This is a genomic window from Streptomyces humidus (assembly GCF_014649655.1).
Lineage (GTDB): Bacteria > Actinomycetota > Actinomycetes > Streptomycetales > Streptomycetaceae > Streptomyces > Streptomyces humidus.
Map to the genome: position 1 here is coordinate 158,669 of NZ_BMTL01000011.1, position 19,531 is coordinate 178,199.

At 71.3% G+C, this 19,531-nt stretch carries 21 protein-coding genes and 3 pseudogenes; 9 read left to right on the top strand and 15 right to left on the bottom strand.

What is annotated here, in order from left to right; genetic code table 11:
* Positions 1-9: 9 nt before the first annotated feature.
* Positions 10-912: an SGNH/GDSL hydrolase family protein gene (locus IE239_RS15275; RefSeq protein ID WP_190149849.1), complete on the bottom strand. Its 903-nt coding sequence runs from the start codon at positions 910-912 to the stop codon at positions 10-12.
* A 266-nt stretch (positions 913-1,178) separates the two neighbouring features.
* On the opposite strand from IE239_RS15275, the gene IE239_RS15280 reads away from it, so the two are divergent.
* Positions 1,179-1,673 (top strand): DUF3145 domain-containing protein, encoded by a 495-nt coding sequence (locus IE239_RS15280; RefSeq protein WP_190149850.1) that lies wholly within the window; start codon positions 1,179-1,181, stop codon positions 1,671-1,673.
* 98 nt (positions 1,674-1,771) lie between these two features.
* On the opposite strand, the gene IE239_RS15285 is transcribed toward IE239_RS15280, so the two are convergent.
* From IE239_RS15285 to fasR, 5 genes are all read right to left on the bottom strand, one after another.
* On the bottom strand, positions 1,772-3,052 hold the full coding sequence (locus IE239_RS15285) for a beta-ketoacyl-[acyl-carrier-protein] synthase family protein (protein WP_190149851.1): 1,281 nt from the start codon (positions 3,050-3,052) through the stop codon (positions 1,772-1,774).
* A gap of 80 nt (positions 3,053-3,132) precedes the next feature.
* Complete coding sequence (locus IE239_RS15290) at positions 3,133-3,381, bottom strand: acyl carrier protein (RefSeq protein ID WP_019067091.1); 249 nt, start codon at positions 3,379-3,381, stop codon at positions 3,133-3,135.
* 81 nt (positions 3,382-3,462) lie between these two features.
* The gene (locus IE239_RS15295) at positions 3,463-4,458 is read right to left on the bottom strand and encodes a ketoacyl-ACP synthase III (protein ID WP_190149852.1); all 996 of its coding nucleotides are present in this window, start codon (positions 4,456-4,458) and stop codon (positions 3,463-3,465) included.
* Positions 4,459-4,467: 9 nt separating this feature from the next.
* Positions 4,468-5,385, bottom strand: coding sequence for an ACP S-malonyltransferase (locus tag IE239_RS15300; RefSeq protein WP_190149853.1), 918 nt, complete (start codon positions 5,383-5,385; stop codon positions 4,468-4,470).
* An 89-nt stretch (positions 5,386-5,474) separates the two neighbouring features.
* Positions 5,475-6,677: a fatty acid biosynthesis transcriptional regulator FasR gene (gene fasR / locus IE239_RS15305; protein ID WP_190149854.1), complete on the bottom strand. Its 1,203-nt coding sequence runs from the start codon at positions 6,675-6,677 to the stop codon at positions 5,475-5,477.
* Between the two features lie 123 nt (positions 6,678-6,800).
* Between fasR and IE239_RS15310 the strand changes: the two genes are divergently transcribed.
* Positions 6,801-7,475: a pirin family protein gene (locus tag IE239_RS15310; protein ID WP_190149855.1), complete on the top strand. Its 675-nt coding sequence runs from the start codon at positions 6,801-6,803 to the stop codon at positions 7,473-7,475.
* A gap of 13 nt (positions 7,476-7,488) precedes the next feature.
* Here IE239_RS15310 and IE239_RS15315 read toward each other — a convergent pair.
* Positions 7,489-7,914: pseudogene (locus tag IE239_RS15315) on the bottom strand (transposase); the annotation flags it as partial.
* Positions 7,915-7,922: 8 nt separating this feature from the next.
* Between IE239_RS15315 and IE239_RS15320 the strand changes: the two are divergent.
* Together IE239_RS15320 and IE239_RS42070 are read left to right on the top strand one after the other, a co-directional pair.
* Positions 7,923-8,210 (top strand): annotated as a pseudogene (locus IE239_RS15320) (helix-turn-helix domain-containing protein); the annotation flags it as partial.
* 184 nt (positions 8,211-8,394) lie between these two features.
* A pseudogene (locus IE239_RS42070) lies at positions 8,395-8,493 on the top strand (IS982 family transposase); the annotation flags it as partial.
* 249 nt (positions 8,494-8,742) lie between these two features.
* Here the strand turns inward: IE239_RS42070 and IE239_RS15330 are convergent.
* Positions 8,743-9,540: an SDR family NAD(P)-dependent oxidoreductase gene (locus IE239_RS15330; protein ID WP_190149857.1), complete on the bottom strand. Its 798-nt coding sequence runs from the start codon at positions 9,538-9,540 to the stop codon at positions 8,743-8,745.
* Between the two features lie 180 nt (positions 9,541-9,720).
* Between IE239_RS15330 and IE239_RS15335 the strand changes: the two genes are divergently transcribed.
* The gene (locus IE239_RS15335; protein ID WP_190149858.1) at positions 9,721-10,296 is read left to right on the top strand and encodes a TetR/AcrR family transcriptional regulator; all 576 of its coding nucleotides are present in this window, start codon (positions 9,721-9,723) and stop codon (positions 10,294-10,296) included.
* A gap of 37 nt (positions 10,297-10,333) precedes the next feature.
* On the opposite strand, the gene IE239_RS15340 is transcribed toward IE239_RS15335, so the two are convergent.
* The 4 genes from IE239_RS15340 to IE239_RS15355 form a co-directional block, all read right to left on the bottom strand.
* Positions 10,334-10,507 (bottom strand): hypothetical protein, encoded by a 174-nt coding sequence (locus IE239_RS15340; protein ID WP_190149949.1) that lies wholly within the window; start codon positions 10,505-10,507, stop codon positions 10,334-10,336.
* A gap of 104 nt (positions 10,508-10,611) precedes the next feature.
* Positions 10,612-11,061 carry a helix-turn-helix domain-containing protein gene (locus IE239_RS15345; RefSeq protein ID WP_229878102.1) on the bottom strand — a complete coding sequence of 150 codons (450 nt, stop codon included), beginning with the start codon at positions 11,059-11,061 and terminating at the stop codon, positions 10,612-10,614.
* 222 nt (positions 11,062-11,283) lie between these two features.
* On the bottom strand, positions 11,284-12,108 hold the full coding sequence (locus IE239_RS15350; RefSeq protein ID WP_190149859.1) for a serine hydrolase domain-containing protein: 825 nt from the start codon (positions 12,106-12,108) through the stop codon (positions 11,284-11,286).
* Between the two features lie 33 nt (positions 12,109-12,141).
* Positions 12,142-12,648, bottom strand: coding sequence for a GNAT family N-acetyltransferase (locus IE239_RS15355; protein WP_190149860.1), 507 nt, complete (start codon positions 12,646-12,648; stop codon positions 12,142-12,144).
* Positions 12,649-12,745: 97 nt separating this feature from the next.
* Here IE239_RS15355 and IE239_RS15360 point away from each other — a divergent pair, with 97 nt between their 5' ends.
* Entirely contained in the window at positions 12,746-13,285 is a 540-nt protein-coding gene (locus IE239_RS15360) for a MerR family transcriptional regulator (RefSeq protein ID WP_190149861.1), read from the top strand.
* Positions 13,282-14,298, top strand: a complete 1,017-nt coding sequence (locus IE239_RS15365) for an aldo/keto reductase (RefSeq protein ID WP_190149862.1) — start codon at positions 13,282-13,284, stop codon at positions 14,296-14,298. The genes IE239_RS15360 and IE239_RS15365 overlap by 4 nt, the downstream gene beginning before the upstream one ends.
* 73 nt (positions 14,299-14,371) lie before the next feature.
* Here IE239_RS15365 and IE239_RS15370 read toward each other — a convergent pair whose 3' ends face one another.
* The 3 genes from IE239_RS15370 to IE239_RS15380 form a co-directional block, all read right to left on the bottom strand.
* A complete protein-coding gene (locus IE239_RS15370; protein WP_190149863.1) occupies positions 14,372-15,217 on the bottom strand; it encodes a DUF4429 domain-containing protein in 846 nt (281 codons plus the stop codon).
* A 68-nt stretch (positions 15,218-15,285) separates the two neighbouring features.
* Positions 15,286-16,503 (bottom strand): alpha/beta hydrolase, encoded by a 1,218-nt coding sequence (locus tag IE239_RS15375; RefSeq protein WP_190149864.1) that lies wholly within the window; start codon positions 16,501-16,503, stop codon positions 15,286-15,288.
* 92 nt (positions 16,504-16,595) lie between these two features.
* Complete coding sequence (locus IE239_RS15380; protein ID WP_190149865.1) at positions 16,596-17,258, bottom strand: TetR family transcriptional regulator; 663 nt, start codon at positions 17,256-17,258, stop codon at positions 16,596-16,598.
* A 66-nt stretch (positions 17,259-17,324) separates the two neighbouring features.
* Here IE239_RS15380 and IE239_RS15385 point away from each other — a divergent pair, with 66 nt between their 5' ends.
* Entirely contained in the window at positions 17,325-18,944 is a 1,620-nt protein-coding gene (locus IE239_RS15385; protein WP_190149866.1) for an MFS transporter, read from the top strand.
* A 255-nt stretch (positions 18,945-19,199) separates the two neighbouring features.
* The gene (locus tag IE239_RS15390) at positions 19,200-19,505 is read left to right on the top strand and encodes a small hydrophobic protein (protein ID WP_190149867.1); all 306 of its coding nucleotides are present in this window, start codon (positions 19,200-19,202) and stop codon (positions 19,503-19,505) included.
* Positions 19,506-19,531: the final 26 nt, after the last annotated feature.

Sequence of the window (19,531 nt, forward strand, 5' to 3'; positions counted from 1 at the left end):
AACCCTAAGTCACGGGGTCCTCCCGGTGACTCCTCGATAAGCCAGCTCCGCGAGCCGCGCCTGACCGTTCTTGCTGGGATGGAACCAGTCCCAGGGGCTCAGCTGGCCGGTGCCGAACCGGAAGTCGTACACCGCGCCGCCGTCGAACCGGCACCGCACGTCCTTCGCGCAGACCTCCTTCAGCGCCGCGTTGTAGTCCTGCACCCGCTTCTGCACGGTGTCCCGGCGCAGGGTCGCCGCCGGGTCCAGCGCGTCCGCGTCGCCCAGCATCGACGGGCAGAGCCCCAGCTTCCAGACCTGCTTGCCCAGCGCGTTCGTCCGCCCCTGCGACCACAGCCGCTTCAGGTTCGGCACGCTCGACACGTACACCTGCGTCTTCGGCAGCGCCCGGCGCAGCGTGCGCAGCGCGTCCCCGAACTGCGCGCGGAAGTCGGCCACCGGGGTCATCGCCGCCGTGGACGCGCGGCACGCGTCGTTCGCCCCCGCCATCACCGTCACCAGCTGCGGCCTGTCCCGGACCGCCTGCGTCATCTGGGCCGGGACGTCCGCCATCCGCGCGCCGGTCGCCGCGTGGTTCCAGCTGTGCGTGGCCGCCTTGGCCGGCCCCAGCAGCCGTACCGCGAGACTCTTCACGTCGGCGCTGTCGCCGGTCGCCCAGGACACCTCCGGGCAGTCCGCGAGCACCGCGCAGGCGTCGAAGCCACGCGTGATGGAGTCGCCCACCGCCGCGACCGAGGACGGGCTGGCGTCCCACAGCGGAGCCGCCGACGCGGAGGGCTTCGCATGGCGCGCCCCCGTCCCCGACGGCCCCGAGCCGTCACCGCCGCCGAGGGCGGCACAGCCCGCCAGGCCCAGGACGGCCGCCGTCGTGCCCGCGAGCACGGCCCGCGTGTGCCGGTTCCGCTTCCGCATCCGCTGGTGTTCCCCTCGCTCTTCGAACAACGCTCCCCCCTAGGACAACGCGCGGGAGTTCCCGGGCGAATCACACCCACAAGAGGGAACGCCCCCCACCCGTACAGGCGTCCTGCCGGGTGAATGGCGGAGGTTTAAGGGCACGAGGACCGACGGTACGTCACACTCCTTGCGCCGCCGCACGGTAGCCTCGCCATCAGCGCGGCTGCCCGCCGATGCCGCCACTGCCAGCCTGCAAGACTGTCCCGCTCTGCCCGGAGGTCCCGGTGACGACACGTGGAGTTCTGTACGTGCACTCCGCGCCGCGCGCGCTGTGCCCGCACGTCGAGTGGGCCGTCGCCGGGGTGCTCGGCACGCGCGTCAGCCTCGACTGGATCCGGCAGCCCGCCGCGCCCGGCACCTGGCGCTCGGAGTTCTCCTGGCGGGGCGAGCCCGGCACCGCGTCCAAGCTGGCGTCGGCGCTGAGAGGCTGGCAGATGCTGCGCTTCGAGGTCACCGCCGAGCCCTGCGCGACCGCGGAGGGCGAGCGCTACAGCTGCACCCCCGAACTCGGCATCTTCCACGCCGTCACCGGCATCCACGGCGACATCCTGATCCCGGAGGACCGCCTGCGGGCCGCGCTGCTGCGCAGCCGCCGCGGCGAGACGGAGCTGGAGGGCGAGATCTCCAGGCTCCTGGGCAAGCCGTGGGACGACGAACTGGAGACCTTCCGCCACGCGGGCGAGGGCGCCCCGGTGCGCTGGCTGCACCAGGTGGTCTGAGACCGCTCCGAGCGGGTTCGCGGACCGGGAAGCACGAAGGGGCCCCGCCTTCCGGCGGGGCCCCTTCAGCCGTGTGCGCGAGCGCGTACGGGCGGGTCTCAGACCGTGCGGAACGCCAGGACCACGTTGTGCCCGCCGAACCCGAACGAGTCGTTCAGGGCGGCGATACGGCCCTCGACGGGCAGCTTGCGCGCCTCGCCGCGGACCACGTCCGCGTTCGCCTCGGCCTCGGGGTCGATGTTCTCGACGTTGATGGTCGGGGGAGCGATCCGGTGGTACAGCGCGAGGACCGTCGCGACGGACTCGACGCCGCCCGCGCCGCCCAGCAGATGGCCGGTCATCGACTTGGTCGCCGAGACCGCCATGTGGTCGGTGTCGTCGCCGAAGACCTTGCGCAGCGCCTTCAGTTCCGCGATGTCACCGGCCGGCGTCGAGGTCGCGTGCGCGTTGACGTGCACGATCTCGGCCGGTTCCAGGTCGGTGCTGTCCAGCAGGTTCTGCAGGGCGTGCGAGATGCCGCGGCCCTCGGGCTCCGGCTGCACGATGTCGTGGGCGTCGGAGGAGATGCCCTGGCCGACCGCCTCCGCGTACACCCGGGCGCCGCGCCGCGCGGCGTGCTCGGCGGACTCCAGGACGATCACGCCGGCGCCCTCGCCCATGACGAAGCCGTCGCGGGCCACGTCGTAGGGACGCGACGCGCCCTGCGGGTCCTCGTTGTTCTTGGACATCGCCATCATGTTGCCGAACGCGGCGATGGGCAGCGGGTGGATCGCCGCCTCCGTGCCGCCGGCGACGACCACGTCGGCGCGGCCGGTGCGGATCATCTCGATGGCGTAGCCGATGGCCTCCGCGCCCGACGCGCATGCCGAGACCGGGGTGTGCACACCCGCGCGGGCGCCCACCAGCAGGCCCACGTTGGCGGAGGGGCTGTTGGGCATCAGCATGGGGACGGTGTGCGGGGAGACCCGGCGCACGCCCTTGTCCTTCAGCACGTCGTACTGGTCGAGGAGGGTGGTCACGCCGCCGATGCCGGAGGCGATGACCGCGCCCAGGCGGTCGGGCTCGACGTCGCCCTCGCTGCCCTCCTCGCCTGCCTTGCCGGAGAAGCCGGCGTCCTTCCAGGCCTCCTGGGCCGCGATCAGCGCGAACTGCGCCGAACGGTCCAGCTTGCGGGCCTGCGGCCGCGGGATGACCTCAAGAGGCTCCACGGCGACACGGGCCGCGATACGGACGGCCTGGTCGGACGCCCACTCCTCTTCCAGGGCCCGGACGCCGGACTTGCCGGCGACGAGACCCTCCCAGGTAGAGGCTGCGTCGCCACCCAGCGGTGTAGTTGCGCCGATACCGGTGACGACCACGGTGCGATTGGTCGGGATCACGGATTCTTTCTCCAACGTTACGAGGATTCAGCGGCGCCACCGCCGGGTGGCGGGGCAGTGCGGTCCAGGGGACCGGTCGATCAGCCCTGGTTCTTGAGGATGTAGTCGGTCGCGTCGCCGACCGTCTTGAGGTTCTTGACGTCCTCGTCCGGGATCTTGACGTCGAAGCGCTCTTCGGCGGCGACGACGACCTCGACCATGGACAGCGAGTCGACGTCCAGGTCGTCGGTGAAGGACTTGTCCAGCTGGACGTCCTCAACCGGGATGCCGGCGATCTCGTTCACGATGTCGGCGAGACCGGCGACGATCTCTTCCTGAGTGGCGGCCATGTGGCGCTCCTTCTTCGATATTCCAGAGGGTGTGGCAGTGGGTGTTTCCCGCACCGGAACGGATGATCCGGCACGGAGTGCCTAGGGGAGGGTAACGACAGTCGCGGCGTAGACGAGACCCGCCCCGAATCCGATGACGAGCGCCGTGTCGCCGCTCTTCGCCTCACCGGTCGCCAGAAGCCGCTCCATCGCGAGCGGGATCGAGGCGGCCGAGGTGTTGCCGGTGGTGCGCACGTCACGGGCGACCGTGACGGACTCCGGCAGCCTGAGGGTCTTCACCATCGAGTCGATGATGCGTTCGTTGGCCTGGTGTGGGATGAAGACGTCGAGTTCGTCGGCGGTGATGCCGGCGGCGTCCAGCGCCTCCTTGGCGACCTTCGCCATCTCGAACACGGCCCAGCGGAAGACCGCCTGGCCCTCCTGCGTGATCGCGGGGAACTTGCCGGAGCTGTCGTACTCCGTCCACGGCACGGTCTGCTTGATGGTCTCCGACTTGTCGCCCTCGGAGCCCCAGACCGTCGGGCCGATCGCCGGCTCCTCGGAGGGGCCGACCACGACCGCGCCCGCGCCGTCGCCGAACAGGAAGGCCGTCGCGCGGTCCTCCAGGTCGGTCAGGTCGGACAGCCGCTCGACGCCGATGACGAGCACGTACTTCGCGGAACCCTCGACGATCATGCCCTTGGCGAGGGTCAGGCCGTAGCCGAAGCCCGCGCAGCCGGCCGAGATGTCGAAGGCGGCGGCCTTGTCCGTGCCGAGCTTGTCGGCGATCTCGGTGGCCACGGCCGGGGTCTGCTTGAAGTGCGAGACGGTCGAGACGACCACCGCGCCGATCTGCGCGGCGGTGATCCCGGCGTCGGCGATCGCCTTGCCGGACGCCTCGACCGACATGGCGGCGACGGTCTCCTCGTCGTTCGCCCAGTGCCGGGTCTCGATGCCGGAGCGGGAACGGATCCACTCGTCGGACGAGTCGATCGTCTCCAGGATGACCTCGTTGGGCACGACCCGGGTGGGCCGGTAGCCGCCGACCCCGAGGATGCGTGCGTACGGGGAGCCCTTGCTGGGCCGGATCTTCGCCATCAGGGCTCCTCAGGCGACGCCGTGCTCGGCGATGAGCTCGCGAGCGGCGTCGAGGTCGTCGGGGGTCTTCAGCGCCAGCGTCTTCACGCCGGGCAGGGCACGCTTGGCGAGGCCGACCAGGGTGCCGCCGGGGGAGACCTCGACGAGCGCGGTCACGCCGAGCTCCCTGAAGGTCTCCATGCACAGGTCCCAGCGGACCGGGTTGGCGACCTGGCCGACCAGCCGGTCCAGGATCTCGGCCCCGGTGGCGACGGCCTGCCCGTCCTTGTTGGAGACGTAGCGGACCGTGGGGTCGGCCGGGACGAGTTCCGCCGCCGCCTTGGCCAGGGTCTCGACGGCGGGCGCCATGTGCCGGGTGTGGAACGCGCCGGCGACCTTCAGCGGGACGACTTTGCGGACGCCCTCGGGCTTGTCCTCGGCCAGCGCGGCGAGCTGATCCAGCGTGCCCGCGGCGACGATCTGGCCCGCGCCGTTGATGTTGGCCGGGGTGAGCCCCAGCTTCTCCAGATGCGCCAGGGAGACCTCGGGATCCCCGCCGAGCAGCGCGGACATGCCGGTCTCGGTGACGGCGGCGGCCTCGGCCATGGCCAGGCCGCGCTTGCGCACGAGGCCCAGCGCGACGGTGTCGTCGAGGACGCCGGCCAGTACGGCGGCGGTGAACTCGCCGACGCTGTGGCCCGCGACCGCGGCGGGAGACGCGTCGCCGAGCGCCGTGGCGGACAGGAGTCCGGCGGCGACCAGCAGCGGCTGGGCCACCGCGGTGTCGCGGATCTCGTCCGCGTCGGCCTGCGTGCCGTAGTGGGCGAGATCCAGGCCGACGGCGTCCGACCACGCGGCGACGCGGGCGGCGGCGCCGGGCAGTTCGAGCCAGGGAGTCAGGAAGCCGGGCGTCTGGGCGCCCTGGCCGGGAGCGACGAGTACGAGCACTCTCACACTCTCTCTTGGGGACGGCCGAAGCCGCCCGTGGGGACAGGGACGAAGAACGGCAGGGGGTTTTGTGGAGCCCCGACAAAAGGCTAGGTCTGAGGATCTCCGTCGACCAGACGCCCCAGGATCAGCGCGATCCGGAGCGTGAACGCGGAGCGTACATCCGAAGGCGACCAGCCGGTGACGTCAGTCACACGTCGGAGCCGGTAGCGCACGGTGTTCGGGTGGACGAAGAGCATCCGGGCGGCCCCTTCGAGGCTGGACGCCTGTTCGAGGTATACGGAGAGCGTCTCCAGGAGCGCGGACCCCGCCTCCTCCAGTGGTCTGTAGATCTCCTCCACCAACTGCTCGCGCGCACCGGGATCTCCGGCGATGGCGCGCTCCGGCAGCAGATCGTCCGCCAGCACCGGCCGGGGTGCGTCCTGCCAGGCGGAACAGGCCTTGAGACCGGCCGCGGCGGCCTGTGCGGACCGGGTCGCGGCCAGCAGGTCGGGGACGACGGGTCCGGCCACGACGGGTCCGGACGCGAACGGCCCGATCAACGACTTGGCGACGGCGAGCGGGTTGTCGCTGCCGCCGGCGATCACCACCAGCCGGGTGCCGAGGACCCCGGTCAGCACCTGGAGCTTGGAGTGCCGCGAGGCACGCCGGATGGCCTCCACGGTCAGCTCCGAGTCGCCGTCCGGGGCGGTGCCCAGGACCACGCACACGTGCTCCGGCGAGTTCCAGCCCAGTGCGGCGGCCCGGCTGACGGCGCCCTCGTCGGCCTCGCCGCTCAGCACGGCGTTTACGACGAGCGACTCCAGCCGGGCGTCCCAGGCGCCGCGTGCCTCGGCGGCCTGGGCGTAGACCTGGGCGGTGGCGAAGGCGATCTCCCGGGCGTACACCAGGAGCGCCTCGCGCAGCACGTTCTCGTCGCCGGGCGCGGCGACCTCGTCGATCGCGGACTCCATGACCTCGATGGTCGTCCGCACCATCTCGACGGTCTGCCGCAGCGTGATGGCCCGCGTCAGCTCGCGCGGCGCCGTGCCGAACACGTCGGTGGAGATGGCCTGCGGGGCGTCCGGGCGCCGGAACCACTCGGTGAAGGCCGCGATGCCCGCCTGGGCGACCAGTCCGATCCAGGAACGGTTCTCCGGGGGCATCGCCCGGTACCACGGCAGTGTCTCGTCCATCCGCGCGATGGCCTGGGCGGCGAGACTTCCGGAGGACTTCTCCAGCCGCTTCAGCGTGGCGGGGTGGGAGTGGAGGGCGACCGCGGGCTGAGGGCGACTCGTTTCTGGTTCGGGCACATGGACAAGACTGCCTTATCGCCGCACGTGCTCGTGCCGGTGGGTCGTTCCGGTCCCGCCGGTGCCGGGCCCCGCCGCGTCGTGGCCCCCGCGCACGGCAGGGACGGGTCTACGGTGGGTCCCGTGACGGACGTACGGCGCGCCGGCGAGCGCTACCGAGGCGGAGACCCGGCCGCGGGCATCGAGTCGTGGCACGCGTTCTCCTTCGGCCCCCACTACGACCCCGGCAACCTCCGCTTCGGGCCGCTGCTCGCCTGCAACGAGGAGCGCCTCGCCCCGGGCGCCGGGTTCGACGAGCACCCCCACAGCCACACGGAGATCGTGACCTGGGTCGTCGAGGGCGAGCTGACCCACCGCGACTCGGCCGGTCACGAGACCCGGGTGCGCCCCGGCGACGTGCAGCGGCTCAGCTCGGCCGGCGGCGTCCGGCACGTGGAACGCAACGACGCCGGCACGCCCCTGACCTTCGTCCAGATGTGGCTGGCCCCGTCGGCCCCCGGCGGCGAACCGTCCTACGAGATCGTCCGCGGCATCGCCGACTCCACCCCGTACGCCGTCCCGCAGGCGGGCGCGATGCTGCACGTCCGGCGGCTGGACGCGGGGGAGCGCACGGCGGTGCCGGACGCCCCCCTCGTCTACGTCCACGTCGTGCGCGGCGAAGTCCGCCTGGACGGCGAGGTGCTGGGGCCGGGCGACGCGGCACGCGTCACGGACGCGAAGGACCTGGAGGCGGAGGGGACGACGGCGGCGGCGGAGGTCCTGCTGTGGGAGCTGACCGGCCCGGATCGGGCCGGCTAGTAGACTGTCGCGGCTAATTTTTTCGATAGAGGTGGCGCAGTTTGATGCGTGCGTCGTGGGTGGTGAACTGCCAGTTCACCTGACGCTGGTCGGTGTTGGCGGCGTTCTGCCAGGCCGAGAGTTCGGTGTTGAGGATGTCGAGGTCGCTGATCCGGCGGTCGAGGCATTGCCGGGTCAGTACGGAGAGTTCGATCTCGGCGATGTTGAGCCATGACCCGTGCTTGGGCGTGTGGTGGATCTCGAGGCGCTGGGCCAGGGCGAATGCCTCTTCTGGTGCGAACGCCTCGTACAACGAGGCGACGCTATGGGTGTTGAGGTTGTCCATCACCAGCACCACGGTCTCGGCGTCGGGGTAGTCCACGCTCAGCAACTGCTTGACCTGGCCGGCCCAGTCGGTCCGGGTCCGCCGGGACAGTGCCTGAACGCGACGGCAGCCGCGTAGGCTGTTTCCTGGAGTCCCGCCTGGACGGGCTGGGCGAGGAACCGCGCCCCGGCGCTCCCCGGAAGATCTCCGACGAGCAGGTGGAAGCGGTCGTCGTCGCCACCTTGGAACGCACCCCGAAGGACGCCACGCACTGGTCACGCGCATCGATGGCGGCCGAGAGCGGACTGATCTGGGTCCACCGTGGGGCGGATCTGGCGCACCTTCGGCCTCAGCCACACCAGGTGGACACCTTCAAGCTGTCCAATGACACCCAGTTCATCGACAAGGTCCGCGACATCGTGGGCCTCTACCCAGGGCTTCGGCGTAGTCGCCGGGCATCCGGTTCATGACGGTCTGCCAGGTTGATCCGCCGCAGAGAGCGGAACAGGCACGGCCCCCAAGATCATGGAGTTCTCGACGCCCCGTGACCTGTCAACAACTGATCTCTTCGGACGGACTGGCCGCACGCACGAGGCAAGGGCGTCCGACATCAGTGTGAAGACAGAGTTGGACACTCTCGCGACCGCACTCTATGTGAGAACCGATGACATGCTGAAGTTGTCTTCACATCTGGCACCATGGCGGCCGACCGTGCTGCCCAGCGACAGCAGATCCGTCGGGATCGACGTCACGGAGTGCCTCGTCCGGCTGAGGTCGGTGGCGAGTTCCGCTCCCGCGGTGTCACGGGTCAGGAGCATGAGGTGAGTTTGAGGGCTGCCGGTGAGGATGCGCTCGACCGCCGCACGGCCGAGCCCTCGCTTTGCGCCGCTCATGATGATGGCTTGGGACATGGGTTTCCGCCTGTGAGCGAGTACGTTGGCTCCGACCGTGCCGTAACGGGCCTTACACGACCTTGACGGAGCCGGCGTCGATTGCCCAGTTCCCCCCGGTCGTGCTGGGCATGGTCGGAGAGGCCAGCAGCAGCACCGCGCGGGCGACTTCGTCCGGCTCGACCAGGCTGTTGGTGAGCAGGCCGCGGTCCGTCGGAAGGTTCTGCAGCAGGTCGGCGTGGTCGACGCCGATCGCCCGTGCCACCTGGGACATGTATCCGTCCTTGCCCGCGATCGAGTTGGTCCTCGTCACGCCGGGAGAGACGGTGTTGACCCGTATTCCCTGCGGTGCCACCCGCTCGGCCAACTCTCGGGAGAACTTGGTCAGCGCCGCCTTGGCCACCGCGTACGGCATCGGGTCGCTGCCGGGAGCGCCGACGCGCCGGGCGCTGTCGGAGCTGATGGTGACGATCGTGCCCCGGGCCTCGGCCAGCGCGGGGAGCGCGGCCCGGGTGACCCGCACGGGCGTGCTGAAATTCAGGTTGAGGGCGTACTGCCAGACGCTGTCCCCGCCGTCGAGGGTGTCGCCGAGTGATCCCTCGGGCAGGTCACCCCCTCCGACGTTGTTGACCAGGATGTCCAGACGCGGATCAGCCGCGAGGACCGTCTCGATCACGCGGCTGGGTACGTCGGCCTCGGACAGGTCGGCCGCTACGAAGGTCGCCCCTGTCTCCTCGAGTTCGGGCGTGCTGCGCCGGGACACGGCGGTGACCGATGCCCCCTCGGCAAGGAAGGCTCGTACGATCGCGAGGCCGATGCCTTTGCTGGCGCCGGTCACGAGCACGCGCTTGTCGGCGAGTTGCAGATCCATGGCGGCTTACTCCCTGTCGTGCGAAGAAATGCTCGGCAGCCCGGTGGGAAGCCGGAGGTCAGAAGGCGCCGTGCAGCCCTGCGCCCACATTCGTGTGACGATGTCACATGAGTGAGGCTAGGACCTTCATGTGACAGTGTCAACTTAATGACATGACGCTGTCATCTGTAATATGTGGGCATGGTCAGTCGCGCTGAGTCCGCCGCCTCCACCCGCCGCGCCCTCCTCGACTCGGCCGCCGCGCTGCTCGACGAGGGCGGCCCCGAGGCGGTGACCCTGCGGGACGTGGGCGCACGGGCAGGTGTGAGCCGCGGCGCTCCCTACGGCCACTTCGCCGACAAGGAGAGCCTGCTCGCGGCCGTCGCCGCAGAGAGCTGGGAGCGTCTCAGTGACGAGATCGCAGCCCAGCGCGGCACCCCGGCCGAGAGGCTCCGAGGTGCCCTCGCCGCGCTCGTCATGATTGGCCGCCACCACCCTCATCGCTACCGGCAGATGTTCGGGCCCCCGGCCGGCGAAGAGCCCGGGAGGATGATCCGCGCCTCCTGCCGCACGCAGGAGGAATTTCTGGCGATCGTTTCCGAACTCGTCGGCGAACGCGACCTCCACCGATACGGGGCTCTGCTTTTCACCGGTGTCAGCGGCATCATCGCCGCGGAACTGAGCGGCCACTTCGACACTGGGACGTGGCGCACCTCCGCCGACGAGCTCGTAGACACCCTCGTCGCCATCATCGCCGACGGACGAATCCAGGCCTGAACACCCCGTTCGTCGGGCGCGGCGAGCGGCGTGATCGTCACCCGGCGGTTTGTGGTGCCGGGTCTTCGTGGATCCCGACGCGCAGGACGTGCTCGATGACGCCGTCGAGCTTGTCACGCGCCGCGGTCAGCTCGGTGATGCGCTGCTGGATGGTGTCGCGCTCGTGCCGGATCTTCTCGTACATGCTGCCGGTGACCAGTCCCGTGGACACGCACGGCAGCAGAACGACGATCGTCCGGCGGCCCCGCGGCCTCGGCCGGCCGGCGGCCGTCACTGTCGTGGAACGCGGTGGCGTCTATGGCATGCCGCACAATGTCAGTGAAGGTCCCAGAAAACGGGACCAGTTCCAGCTGGTGACGCCGGCCGCCTCCCACGCCTCGCAGTCCGCCTCTCCCCACCACGGCCCCAGATGAGTCCGCTCTCGGCCGCCATCGATGCGCGTGACCAGTGCGTGGCGTCCTTCGGGGTGCGTTCCAAGGTGGCGACGACGACCGCTTCCACCTGCTCGTCGGAGATCTTCCGGGGAGCGCCGGGGCGCGGTTCCTCGCCCAGCCCGTCCAGGCGGGACTCCGGGAAACGGCGACGCCACTTGCCCACCGTCTGCGGCCAGATGCCGAGTTCGGCGGCCACCTGCTGGTTCGGCTTTCCCTCCGCGCAGCCCAGCACGATCCGGCACCGCTGGGCCAGCGCTTGCGCGGACGTCGCCCGCCGTGACCAACGCACCAGCGTCTCGCGCTCGTCGTCGGTCAACGTCACCTCGGCCACCGGCCGTCCTCTACGCGCCACACGGACAGCCTGCAAATATTCATCGAACTTAAGTGCAGGACACTAGTAGGGCTAAAGACGCGGCGCCGGCCTGAGCCTCTACCAAGTCGTCCGCGAACTGCAGACACTCCTCGCCCTCTGGACCGGCGCCTGCCCCACTTGCCATCACGACATACCCACCCCCATACGGACCTGACCAGGCACTACTAGAAGGCCGGCGGTTCACGGCCGGCGGATCTCCGCCAGCACCGCGTCCGTGAAAGCGGGCCAGGCCTCGGCCGCCCAGGGCCCGAACGCCCGGTCCGTCAGCGCGACCGCGGCCGTACCCGCGTCGGGGTCGACCCACAGGAACGTGCCGGACTGGCCGAAGTGGCCGAACGTGCGCGGCGACGACGAACTCCCCGTCCAGTGCGGCGACTTGGCGTCGCGGATCTCGAAGCCCAGCCCCCAGTCGTTGGGGTTCTGGTGCCCGTAGCCGGGCAGGACGCCCTTCGTCCCGGGGTACTGCACGGACATGGCGGCCGCCACCGTCCGCGGGTCCAGCAGCCGGGGCGCCTGGACCTCGGCCGCGAACCGCAGCAGGTCCTCGACCGTCGAGACGCCGTCCTTGGCGGGGGAGCCGTCGAGGGACGTCGCCGTCATCCCCAGCGGCTCCAGCACCGCCTGCCGCAGGTACTCCGCGAACGGGATGTCCGTCGCCTTCGCGATGTGGTCGCCGAGCTGCTCGAACCCGGCGTTGGAGTACAGCCGGCGCTCGCCCGGCGCCGCGGTCGTGCGGTGCTCGTCGAAGGCCAGCCCCGACGTGTGCGCGAGGAGATGACGGACCGTGGACCCGGGCGGCCCGGCGGGCTCGTCCAGCTCCACCGCCCCCTCCTCGTAGGCGACGAGGGCGGCGTACGCGGTGAGCGGCTTGGTGACCGAGGCCAGCGGGAAGCGCCGGCCGACGGGACCGTGGGCGCCCAGCACCGTGCCGTCGGCCCGCACGACGCCCGCGGCGGCGGAGGGAACCGGCCAGTTCTCGATCAGCGCGAGACTCTTCAGCGACATGCCGACGAGCCTATGCCGTCCGTTCCGCGCGCCTCACAGCAGCAGCTCCATCAAGGGGTCCGGCTTGGGCCGGAAGCCGAGGGAGGCGTAGAGCGGCGCCGCGTCCGCGGACGCGGTGAGGTGCACCTGCACCGCCCCCCGCGCCCGGAACCACGCGAGCAGCGCGTCCATGCAGGCGCGCGCGTAACCCCGGCGGCGCGCGTCGGGGTCGGTGGCGACGGAGAAGACGTGACCGACGGTCCCGTGCGGGTTGCCGGCCCGCCCGATCCGGTACTCGACCGTCCCGGCGACCAGCGCCGCCAGCGACCCCGGCCGCTCGGGGCGCTCGACGACGAAGGCGGCGAAGTCGCCGTCGGGCTCGGACAGCCGCCGGTGCAGCGTGGGCAGCGACTCGGCGTGCCAGTCGACGGACCCGCCCCCGGACCCGCCTCCCGGCCCGCCCCCGGATCCGTCGGCGCGGACCAGCGAATCGATCATCACCTGGCGCAGCCGCAGCACTTCCGCGGCGTCCTCGGGCAGGGCACGGCGCACGACACTCATGCCCCGCACGTTAACCGGCGTGATCGAGCCGCGTCCCCCGGTTTTCTTACCGCATCCGCTTGCTTGGAGCGCACTCGAACGCCATAGCGTAATGGTCATGACGGTGTTGCAGACCACGCCCGTGACCATCGAGCAGAACCCCACCCCCGCAGACGTCTGCTCCGCGCCCCCGCCGCGGCACCCTCGCCCCGACGGGCAGGACAGCTACACGATCAGCGAGGTGGTCGCCTTCACCGGCCTGACGGCCCACACCCTGCGCTGGTACGAACGCATCGGGCTGATGTCCCACATCGACCGCTCGCACACCGGCCAGCGCCGTTACAGCAACCGTGACCTGGACTGGCTCGACCTCGTCGGGAAGCTGCGGCTGACCGGCATGCCGGTCGCCGACATGGTGCGGTACGCCGAGCTGGTCCGCGCGGGCGACCACACGTTCGGCGAGCGGTACGAACTGCTGGAGAACACCCGCCGCGACGTGCGGGCCCGGATCGCCGAACTCCAGGACACCCTCGCCGTGCTGGACCGGAAGATCACGTTCTACGGGGACGCCACCCGCGCCCAGGCCCACGAAGGCCGCCGGCCCGAACCCCAGCACCACGAACCCCTGCACCACGAAGCGGAAAGGACCGCCCGATGACCTACAGCACGATCCCGACGGCACGACTCGGCGAGAACGGACCCGAGGTCGGCGTCCAGGGCCTCGGCTGCATGGGCATGAGCTTCGCGTACGGTCCCACCGACGCCGACGAGTCCCGCGCCGCTCTGGAACGGGCTCTGGAGCTGGGCGTCACGCTCTACGACACGGCCGACGCGTACGGCGCGGGCGAGAACGAGACGTTCCTCTCCCCGTTCTTCAAGGCACACCGGGACGAGGTCGTGATCGCCACCAAGTTCGCCCTGGCGGTCCCGCCGGACGACCCGACGCGGCGGATCATCCGCAACGACGCGCCGTACGTCCGTGAGTCCGTCGAGGCGAGCCTGAAGCGGCTGGACGTCGATGTCATCGACCTCTACTACATGCACCGGCGTGATGTGAACGTGCCGATCGAGGACACCGTCGGCGTGATGGCCGAGCTGGTGCGCGAGGGCAAGGTCAGGCAGCTGGGCCTGAGCGAGGTGACGGCCGCCGAGCTGCGCGCGGCGCAGGGGGTCCACCCCATCGCCGCCGTGCAGTCGGAGTGGTCGCTGTTCAGCCGGGACATCGAGGCGCAGGTGGTGCCGGCGGCCCGCGAGCTCGGCGTGAGCCTGGTCCCCTACTCTCCGCTCGGCCGGGGCTTCCTCACCGGCTCCTTCGCCGACGCCGCGACGGACCTCACCGCCGACGACTTCCGCCGTCAGCAGCCCCGCTACAACGGCGAGAACGCGGCCGCCAACGCGGCCCTGCTGGAGCCCGTCCGCACGGTGGCCGAGGCCCACGGCGCCTCGCTCGGGCAGATCGCCCTGGCCTGGGTCCAGCAGCGGAGCGCGGTGCACGGCCTGCCGGTGATCCCGATCCCGGGCACCCGCAAGCCGGGCCGGGTGGAGGAGAACACGGCGGCGACCGCGATCGTGCTGAGCGACGAGGAGCTGGCCCTGCTGGAGCCGATCTCGGCGAAGGTGGCCGGCGACCGGTACGCGGACATGAGGTTCACCTCCGCCGGACGCGAGTGACCCGCCCGCCCTCACCCGGGGCGACAGCCGCCGCGACGGCCGGGCGCAGGCCGCCCAGCACCCTGTCACGGCACTAGAGCTCGGCCAGCAGCTCGGCCTTCTTGACGGTGAACTCCTCGTCGGTCACCAGTCCGGCCTGATGCAGCTCCCCGAGGTGCCGGATCCGGTCGGCGATGTCGGCCGGGTCCCGGCGCGGCACGGCCGCGGCCGGGACGGCCGTCGAGGCCCCGCGCCCGCGGACGGCCGCCAGCACCGCCGCCGCGAACGGCAGCGACTCGTGCACGGGCCCGTAGCCGAGCCCGAAGACCACGGTCGCCGGGTCCTGGTCGGGCTGGACCGTCGTGTCCTGCCCGTCGATCAGCCGCAGGTGTCCCTCGAACACCTCCGGCGAGCGCCACTCGATCCCGCTGAGCTCGGAGACGGCGAAGCTCTGGTCGCCGGCCTTCCACTTCGCGGACGACGCCCCCGTCCAGAACCACCGGAAGCGCACGGTCCGCCCGTCGAACGAGGCCTTGCCGTCGTACGCCTTGAACGACAGCGGCGCCTCGGGGGCGTCCACCAGGAACCGTTCGGCCGGTCCGGACCCGGTCAGCCGCGACCGCAGCTCGTCGGCGTAGTACTCGGCGAGCGTCTCGCGCTCGGCGGGCAGCACCAGCCGGTAGGGGTCGCTGCCCTCCTTGAGCTGGCCGGCGGCCGCCTCCATCAGCGGATCGGCTCCCGGCCGGGGCTCCGCGCGCAGGACGACCGTCCCCCGCCTGCCGGGCGCCAGCGTCACGCCGGCGATGGCCGACAGCGGGATCCGGCGCTGCCCGAGCGCCGAGAGCAGCTTGGGCGTGCGAAGCCCGCGCTGGTAACGGATGAGGACGGAGTCGGACTCGAACTCCCAGGCGGCATGAAATCCGGCCAGTACGTCACCCATGCGGCTCATCGTATGCGGGACACCCATTCTTCGTCCCCTCCCCGCGCGCACCCGCAGTTCCTGCGTCTCTACGCGCGTCCAGCCTCTGTCGTGTCGGACAAACCCACCGTGCAGGCGTCATCATCGTGGGCGCACTCCACCGAACGGAACGCGCCGGTGCCGATCTCGGCGAAGTTGCGCAGGCTGTCCGTGCCCGGCTCGAAGTACCCTCCGTGGCCCTTGGCCTCGCGGGCGGACAGCACGCGGGCGCCGAACTCCCGGGACATGGGGTCCTCGCCGTGCCCGAGACCGCCCACCTCCAGGTGCGGCACGTCCTGGATCCAGTCGTCGGCGTCCCGCATCGCCCACACCCGGGCCCCGGTGCCCAGCTGGGCCGCGTTGTCCACGCGCATCCCCGGGCTGCCGGCCACCGCGATGTCGGTCACCCGGTCCGGCATGGAGCGCGCGGCGACCCCGCACACCACGGAGCCGTAGCTGTGGCAGAACATCGACACCGGCGCGCGGCCCGGCAGGGCGTCGAGCAGGGCGTTCAGCCGGACCGCGCCGTTCCTGGCGCGCATCGCGGTGGCCGAGTCGATGCCCAGACCGCCGGGCGAGGTGTAGTCGGCCCAGGCGATCACGGCCGTGCGCGTCGAGGGGCTCGCCTCGTGTTCGGCCGCGTAGAGGGCCTGGGCCATGCCGACGGGCGCCGAGTACCTGCGGTTCGTGCGCTGGAAGGTGAGCAGGTCGGTGTCGACGCCGGGGACGACCACGGAGATCCGCTCGGCGCCGTCGAGCCTGCCGAACACCTCGGCGGCCCGGCCGGAGCCCTCCGGGTCGAAGGCGAGGATCTGCCGGTCCGCGGTGCTCATCGCCTCGTAGCGGTGCATGCGCCGGCCGGCCAGCTGCTGCCCGGCCGGCGTGAGCCGGCTGTCGTGCAGACGTCTGCGTTCCAGCCGGATCTGCTGGCGCAGGGCGACGCGGTTGGCGCGATAGCGCAGCTCGACGGGCGCGCCGTTCATGTTGCCCACGGCGAGCGCGTAGTCGTGCGCGAGCGCGGAGCGCTGCGGCGCGGTCAGCGCGGCGAAGAAGCGGGCGAGCCGGGCGGGAGCGGAGTCGAGGTCCGGCAGCCGCCGGCCGTCGACCCGGCCGTGCTCCCACGCAGTGCGCGAGTCCTGCAGGGCGGTGGCGCCCCGGTGCTGGTGCAGGGCGGTCCAGCCGGTGGTCGTCAGCATCACGAACACCACGGCCAGGGCGGCCAGCGCGCGCCAGACGTTGAGCTGGGGGGAGGTGTCGAAGGAAGTCACTGTCAGGACACACTAGGAGAACGAGAGGGTCTCGGGTGACGCGAGTGATGGGGATCACGTTTCAACCGGCGTGAGAATGGTCATGCTGGCCTTCAGGCCTGTGCGGGACCCCGGACGCCGCGGCCCGTGCCGGGCTCACGCCAGTCGCCCAGCAGCGCGGGTCCCAGCCCGTCGAGACACCGGGCCGTGAGCAGCCGGATCCCCTCCGGGCCGACGTCCTCGCCCGTGGACCACTGGCGCTCCGCCGCCCGCATCACCCCGCTGAACACGGCCACCGCCAGGCGCGGCCGCGGATCGGCGTCCACGTCGAGCCCCTCGCGCTCGGCGATCACCCGCGCCAGGTCCTCCTCGGCCTCCGCCGAGCGCCGCAGATGCGCGGCGAGCAGCACGGGCGTCTCCTCGATCACCCGGTACATGCGCAGGTACAGCTCCACCGGGACGACGGACTCGACGACCTCGTTGACCGAGTACCAGCCGTCCACGACGGCCCGGCGCAGCGCCTCCAGCGGCGCCTCCTGCGGCGGCCGGGCGCGGACCGCCTCGACGAACCGGGCCACCGTCATCTCCACCAGGCCGAGCGCGGCCTCGTCCTTGCCGGCGAAGTAGCGGAAGAAGGTGCGCTGGGAGACGTCGACGGCGTCGGCGATCTCGTCGACGGTCGTCCTGTCGTATCCCTGGGACGTGAACAGCTCCACGGCGGCTCGCAGCAGCGCGTCACGGGTGCGCTGCTTCTTGCGTTCGCGCAGTGTGTGCATGAGTGTCAGTTACCGACTTGTGAACTCGTTTGTCAATTGTCAGCGGCTGTCACTAGCCTCGAGCGTATGACTAGTCAGACCACCATCGACTCGACGGGGCCGGCGGGCAGGACGCCGGCGGACCCGTCGGAGGGACCGCCCGCCGAGGGGCTGCGCGGCCACCCGTGGTTCACCCTGCTCACCGTCGCCGTCGGCGTCATGATGGTGGCCCTCGACGGCACCATCGTGGCCATCGCCAACCCCGCCATCGCCAGCGACCTGGGCGCCACCTTCGCCGAGGTGCAGTGGATCACCAACGCCTACTTCCTGGCCCTCGCGGTCTCCCTGATCACCGCGGGCAAGCTCGGTGACCGCTTCGGCCACCGCCAGACGTTCCTCATAGGCGTCGTCGGCTTCGCCGCCGCCTCCGGCGCGATCGGCCTCTCCGACAGCATCGCGCTGGTCGTCGTCTTCCGAGTCTTCCAGGGCCTGTTCGGCGCCCTGCTGATGCCGGCCGCGCTCGGTCTGCTGCGCGCGACCTTCCCGGCGGAGAAGCTCAACATGGCCATCGGCCTGTGGGGCATGGTCATCGGCGCGTCCACCGCGGGCGGGCCGATCCTCGGCGGCGTCCTCGTCGAGCACGTCAACTGGCAGTCCGTGTTCTTCATCAACGTGCCGGTCGGCGCCCTCGCCCTGGTGCTGGGCGTGCTGATCCTGCTCGACCACCGTGCCGAGAACGCTCCGCGCTCCTTCGACCTCCTCGGCATCGCCCTGCTCTCGAGCGCGATGTTCTGCCTGGTCTGGGCCCTCATCAAGGCGCCGGCCTGGGGCTGGGGCGACGGCGGGACCTGGGCGTTCGTGCTCGGCTCCGCAGCGCTCTTCGCCGCCTTCGCCTACTGGGAGACGAAGGTCCGGGAACCGCTGATCCCGCTGGCGCTGTTCCGCTCGGTCCCGCTGTCCGCGGGCGTGGTCCTCATGGTCCTGATGGCCGTCGCCTTCCTGGGCGGTCTGTTCTTCGTGACGTTCTACCTCCAGAACGTGCACGGCATGAGCCCCATCGACGCGGGCCTGCACCTCCTCCCGCTCACCGGCATGATGATCGTCGGCTCCCCGCTCGCGGGCGCGCTGATCACCAAGCTCGGCCCCCGCATCCCGCTGGCCGGCGGCATGGCGGCCACCGCGATCGCCATGTACGGCATGTCCACGCTGGAGACGGACACCGGCAGCGGTGTCATGTCGGTCTGGTTCGCCCTGTTGGGCCTCGGTCTCGCGCCGGTCATGGTCGGCGCGACGGAGGTCATCGTGGGCAACGCGCCCATGGAGCTGTCCGGCGTCGCGGGCGGCCTCCAGCAGGCGGCCATGCAGATCGGCGGCAGCCTCGGCACGGCCGTGCTGGGCGCCGTGATGGCCTCCAAGGTCGACAGCGACCTGCCGGTCAACTGGAAGGACGCGGGTCTGCCCCAGCTCACCCCCGCCCAGCTGGACCAGGCGTCGGAAGCGGTTCAGGTCGGCGCGGCCCCGGTTCCCGAGGGCACGCCCGCGGCGATCGCCGCGAAGATCGCCGACGTCGCCCACGACACGTTCATCTCCGGCATGAGCCTGGCGTCCCTGGTGGCGTCCGGGGTCGCGGTCGTCGCCGTCGTCGTCGCGCTGTTCACCAAGCGCGGGGAGAACGCGGACGCGGGCGCCGGGCTGGGCCACATCTGAGGCACTCGCGCCGACGGTCGCACCTGACGGAATGTCAAGGAGTTTCCCCCGTCAGGGTGACAACGCTAAAGGTTCCTCGCACCCGGCACGCGCCGCAGGTCACAGTTGGCCGAGCCCTCCGGACGGCAGGGCGGCCCGGGCCGCGGCGCGCTGCCGGAGGGGGACAGCGCGCCGGCTGCCCGGCAACTGCGGCGCATAGTCCGCGTGTCGCGGGTACCCGACCATCTGACAGCCCCGGAAACCAGGGAGTTGACGATGGCCGGTTTCGGAAACGGCGCCCGCAGGCACCCCCGTTCGAGTGGCCGCACGGGGTCACAGGCCGGGCCGGATCGCGCGACGCTCGGCATCATCGGCCTCGTCTGCGCGGTCGCCGGCTTCTTCACGCTGGGGATCATCCTCGGCCCCGCGGCGATCGTCTGCGGCTGGCTGGCCATGGGCCGTAGCTGGGCGGGCTCCCGCCCGGTGCCGGCCCTGGTCGCCGTCGCTCTCGGCGCGATCGACACCCTGCTGGCGATCATCTGGCTGGCGGGCGCGACAGGCCCGGGCAACGGACTGCTCTGACGGACTGCTGTGACGGACTGCTCTGA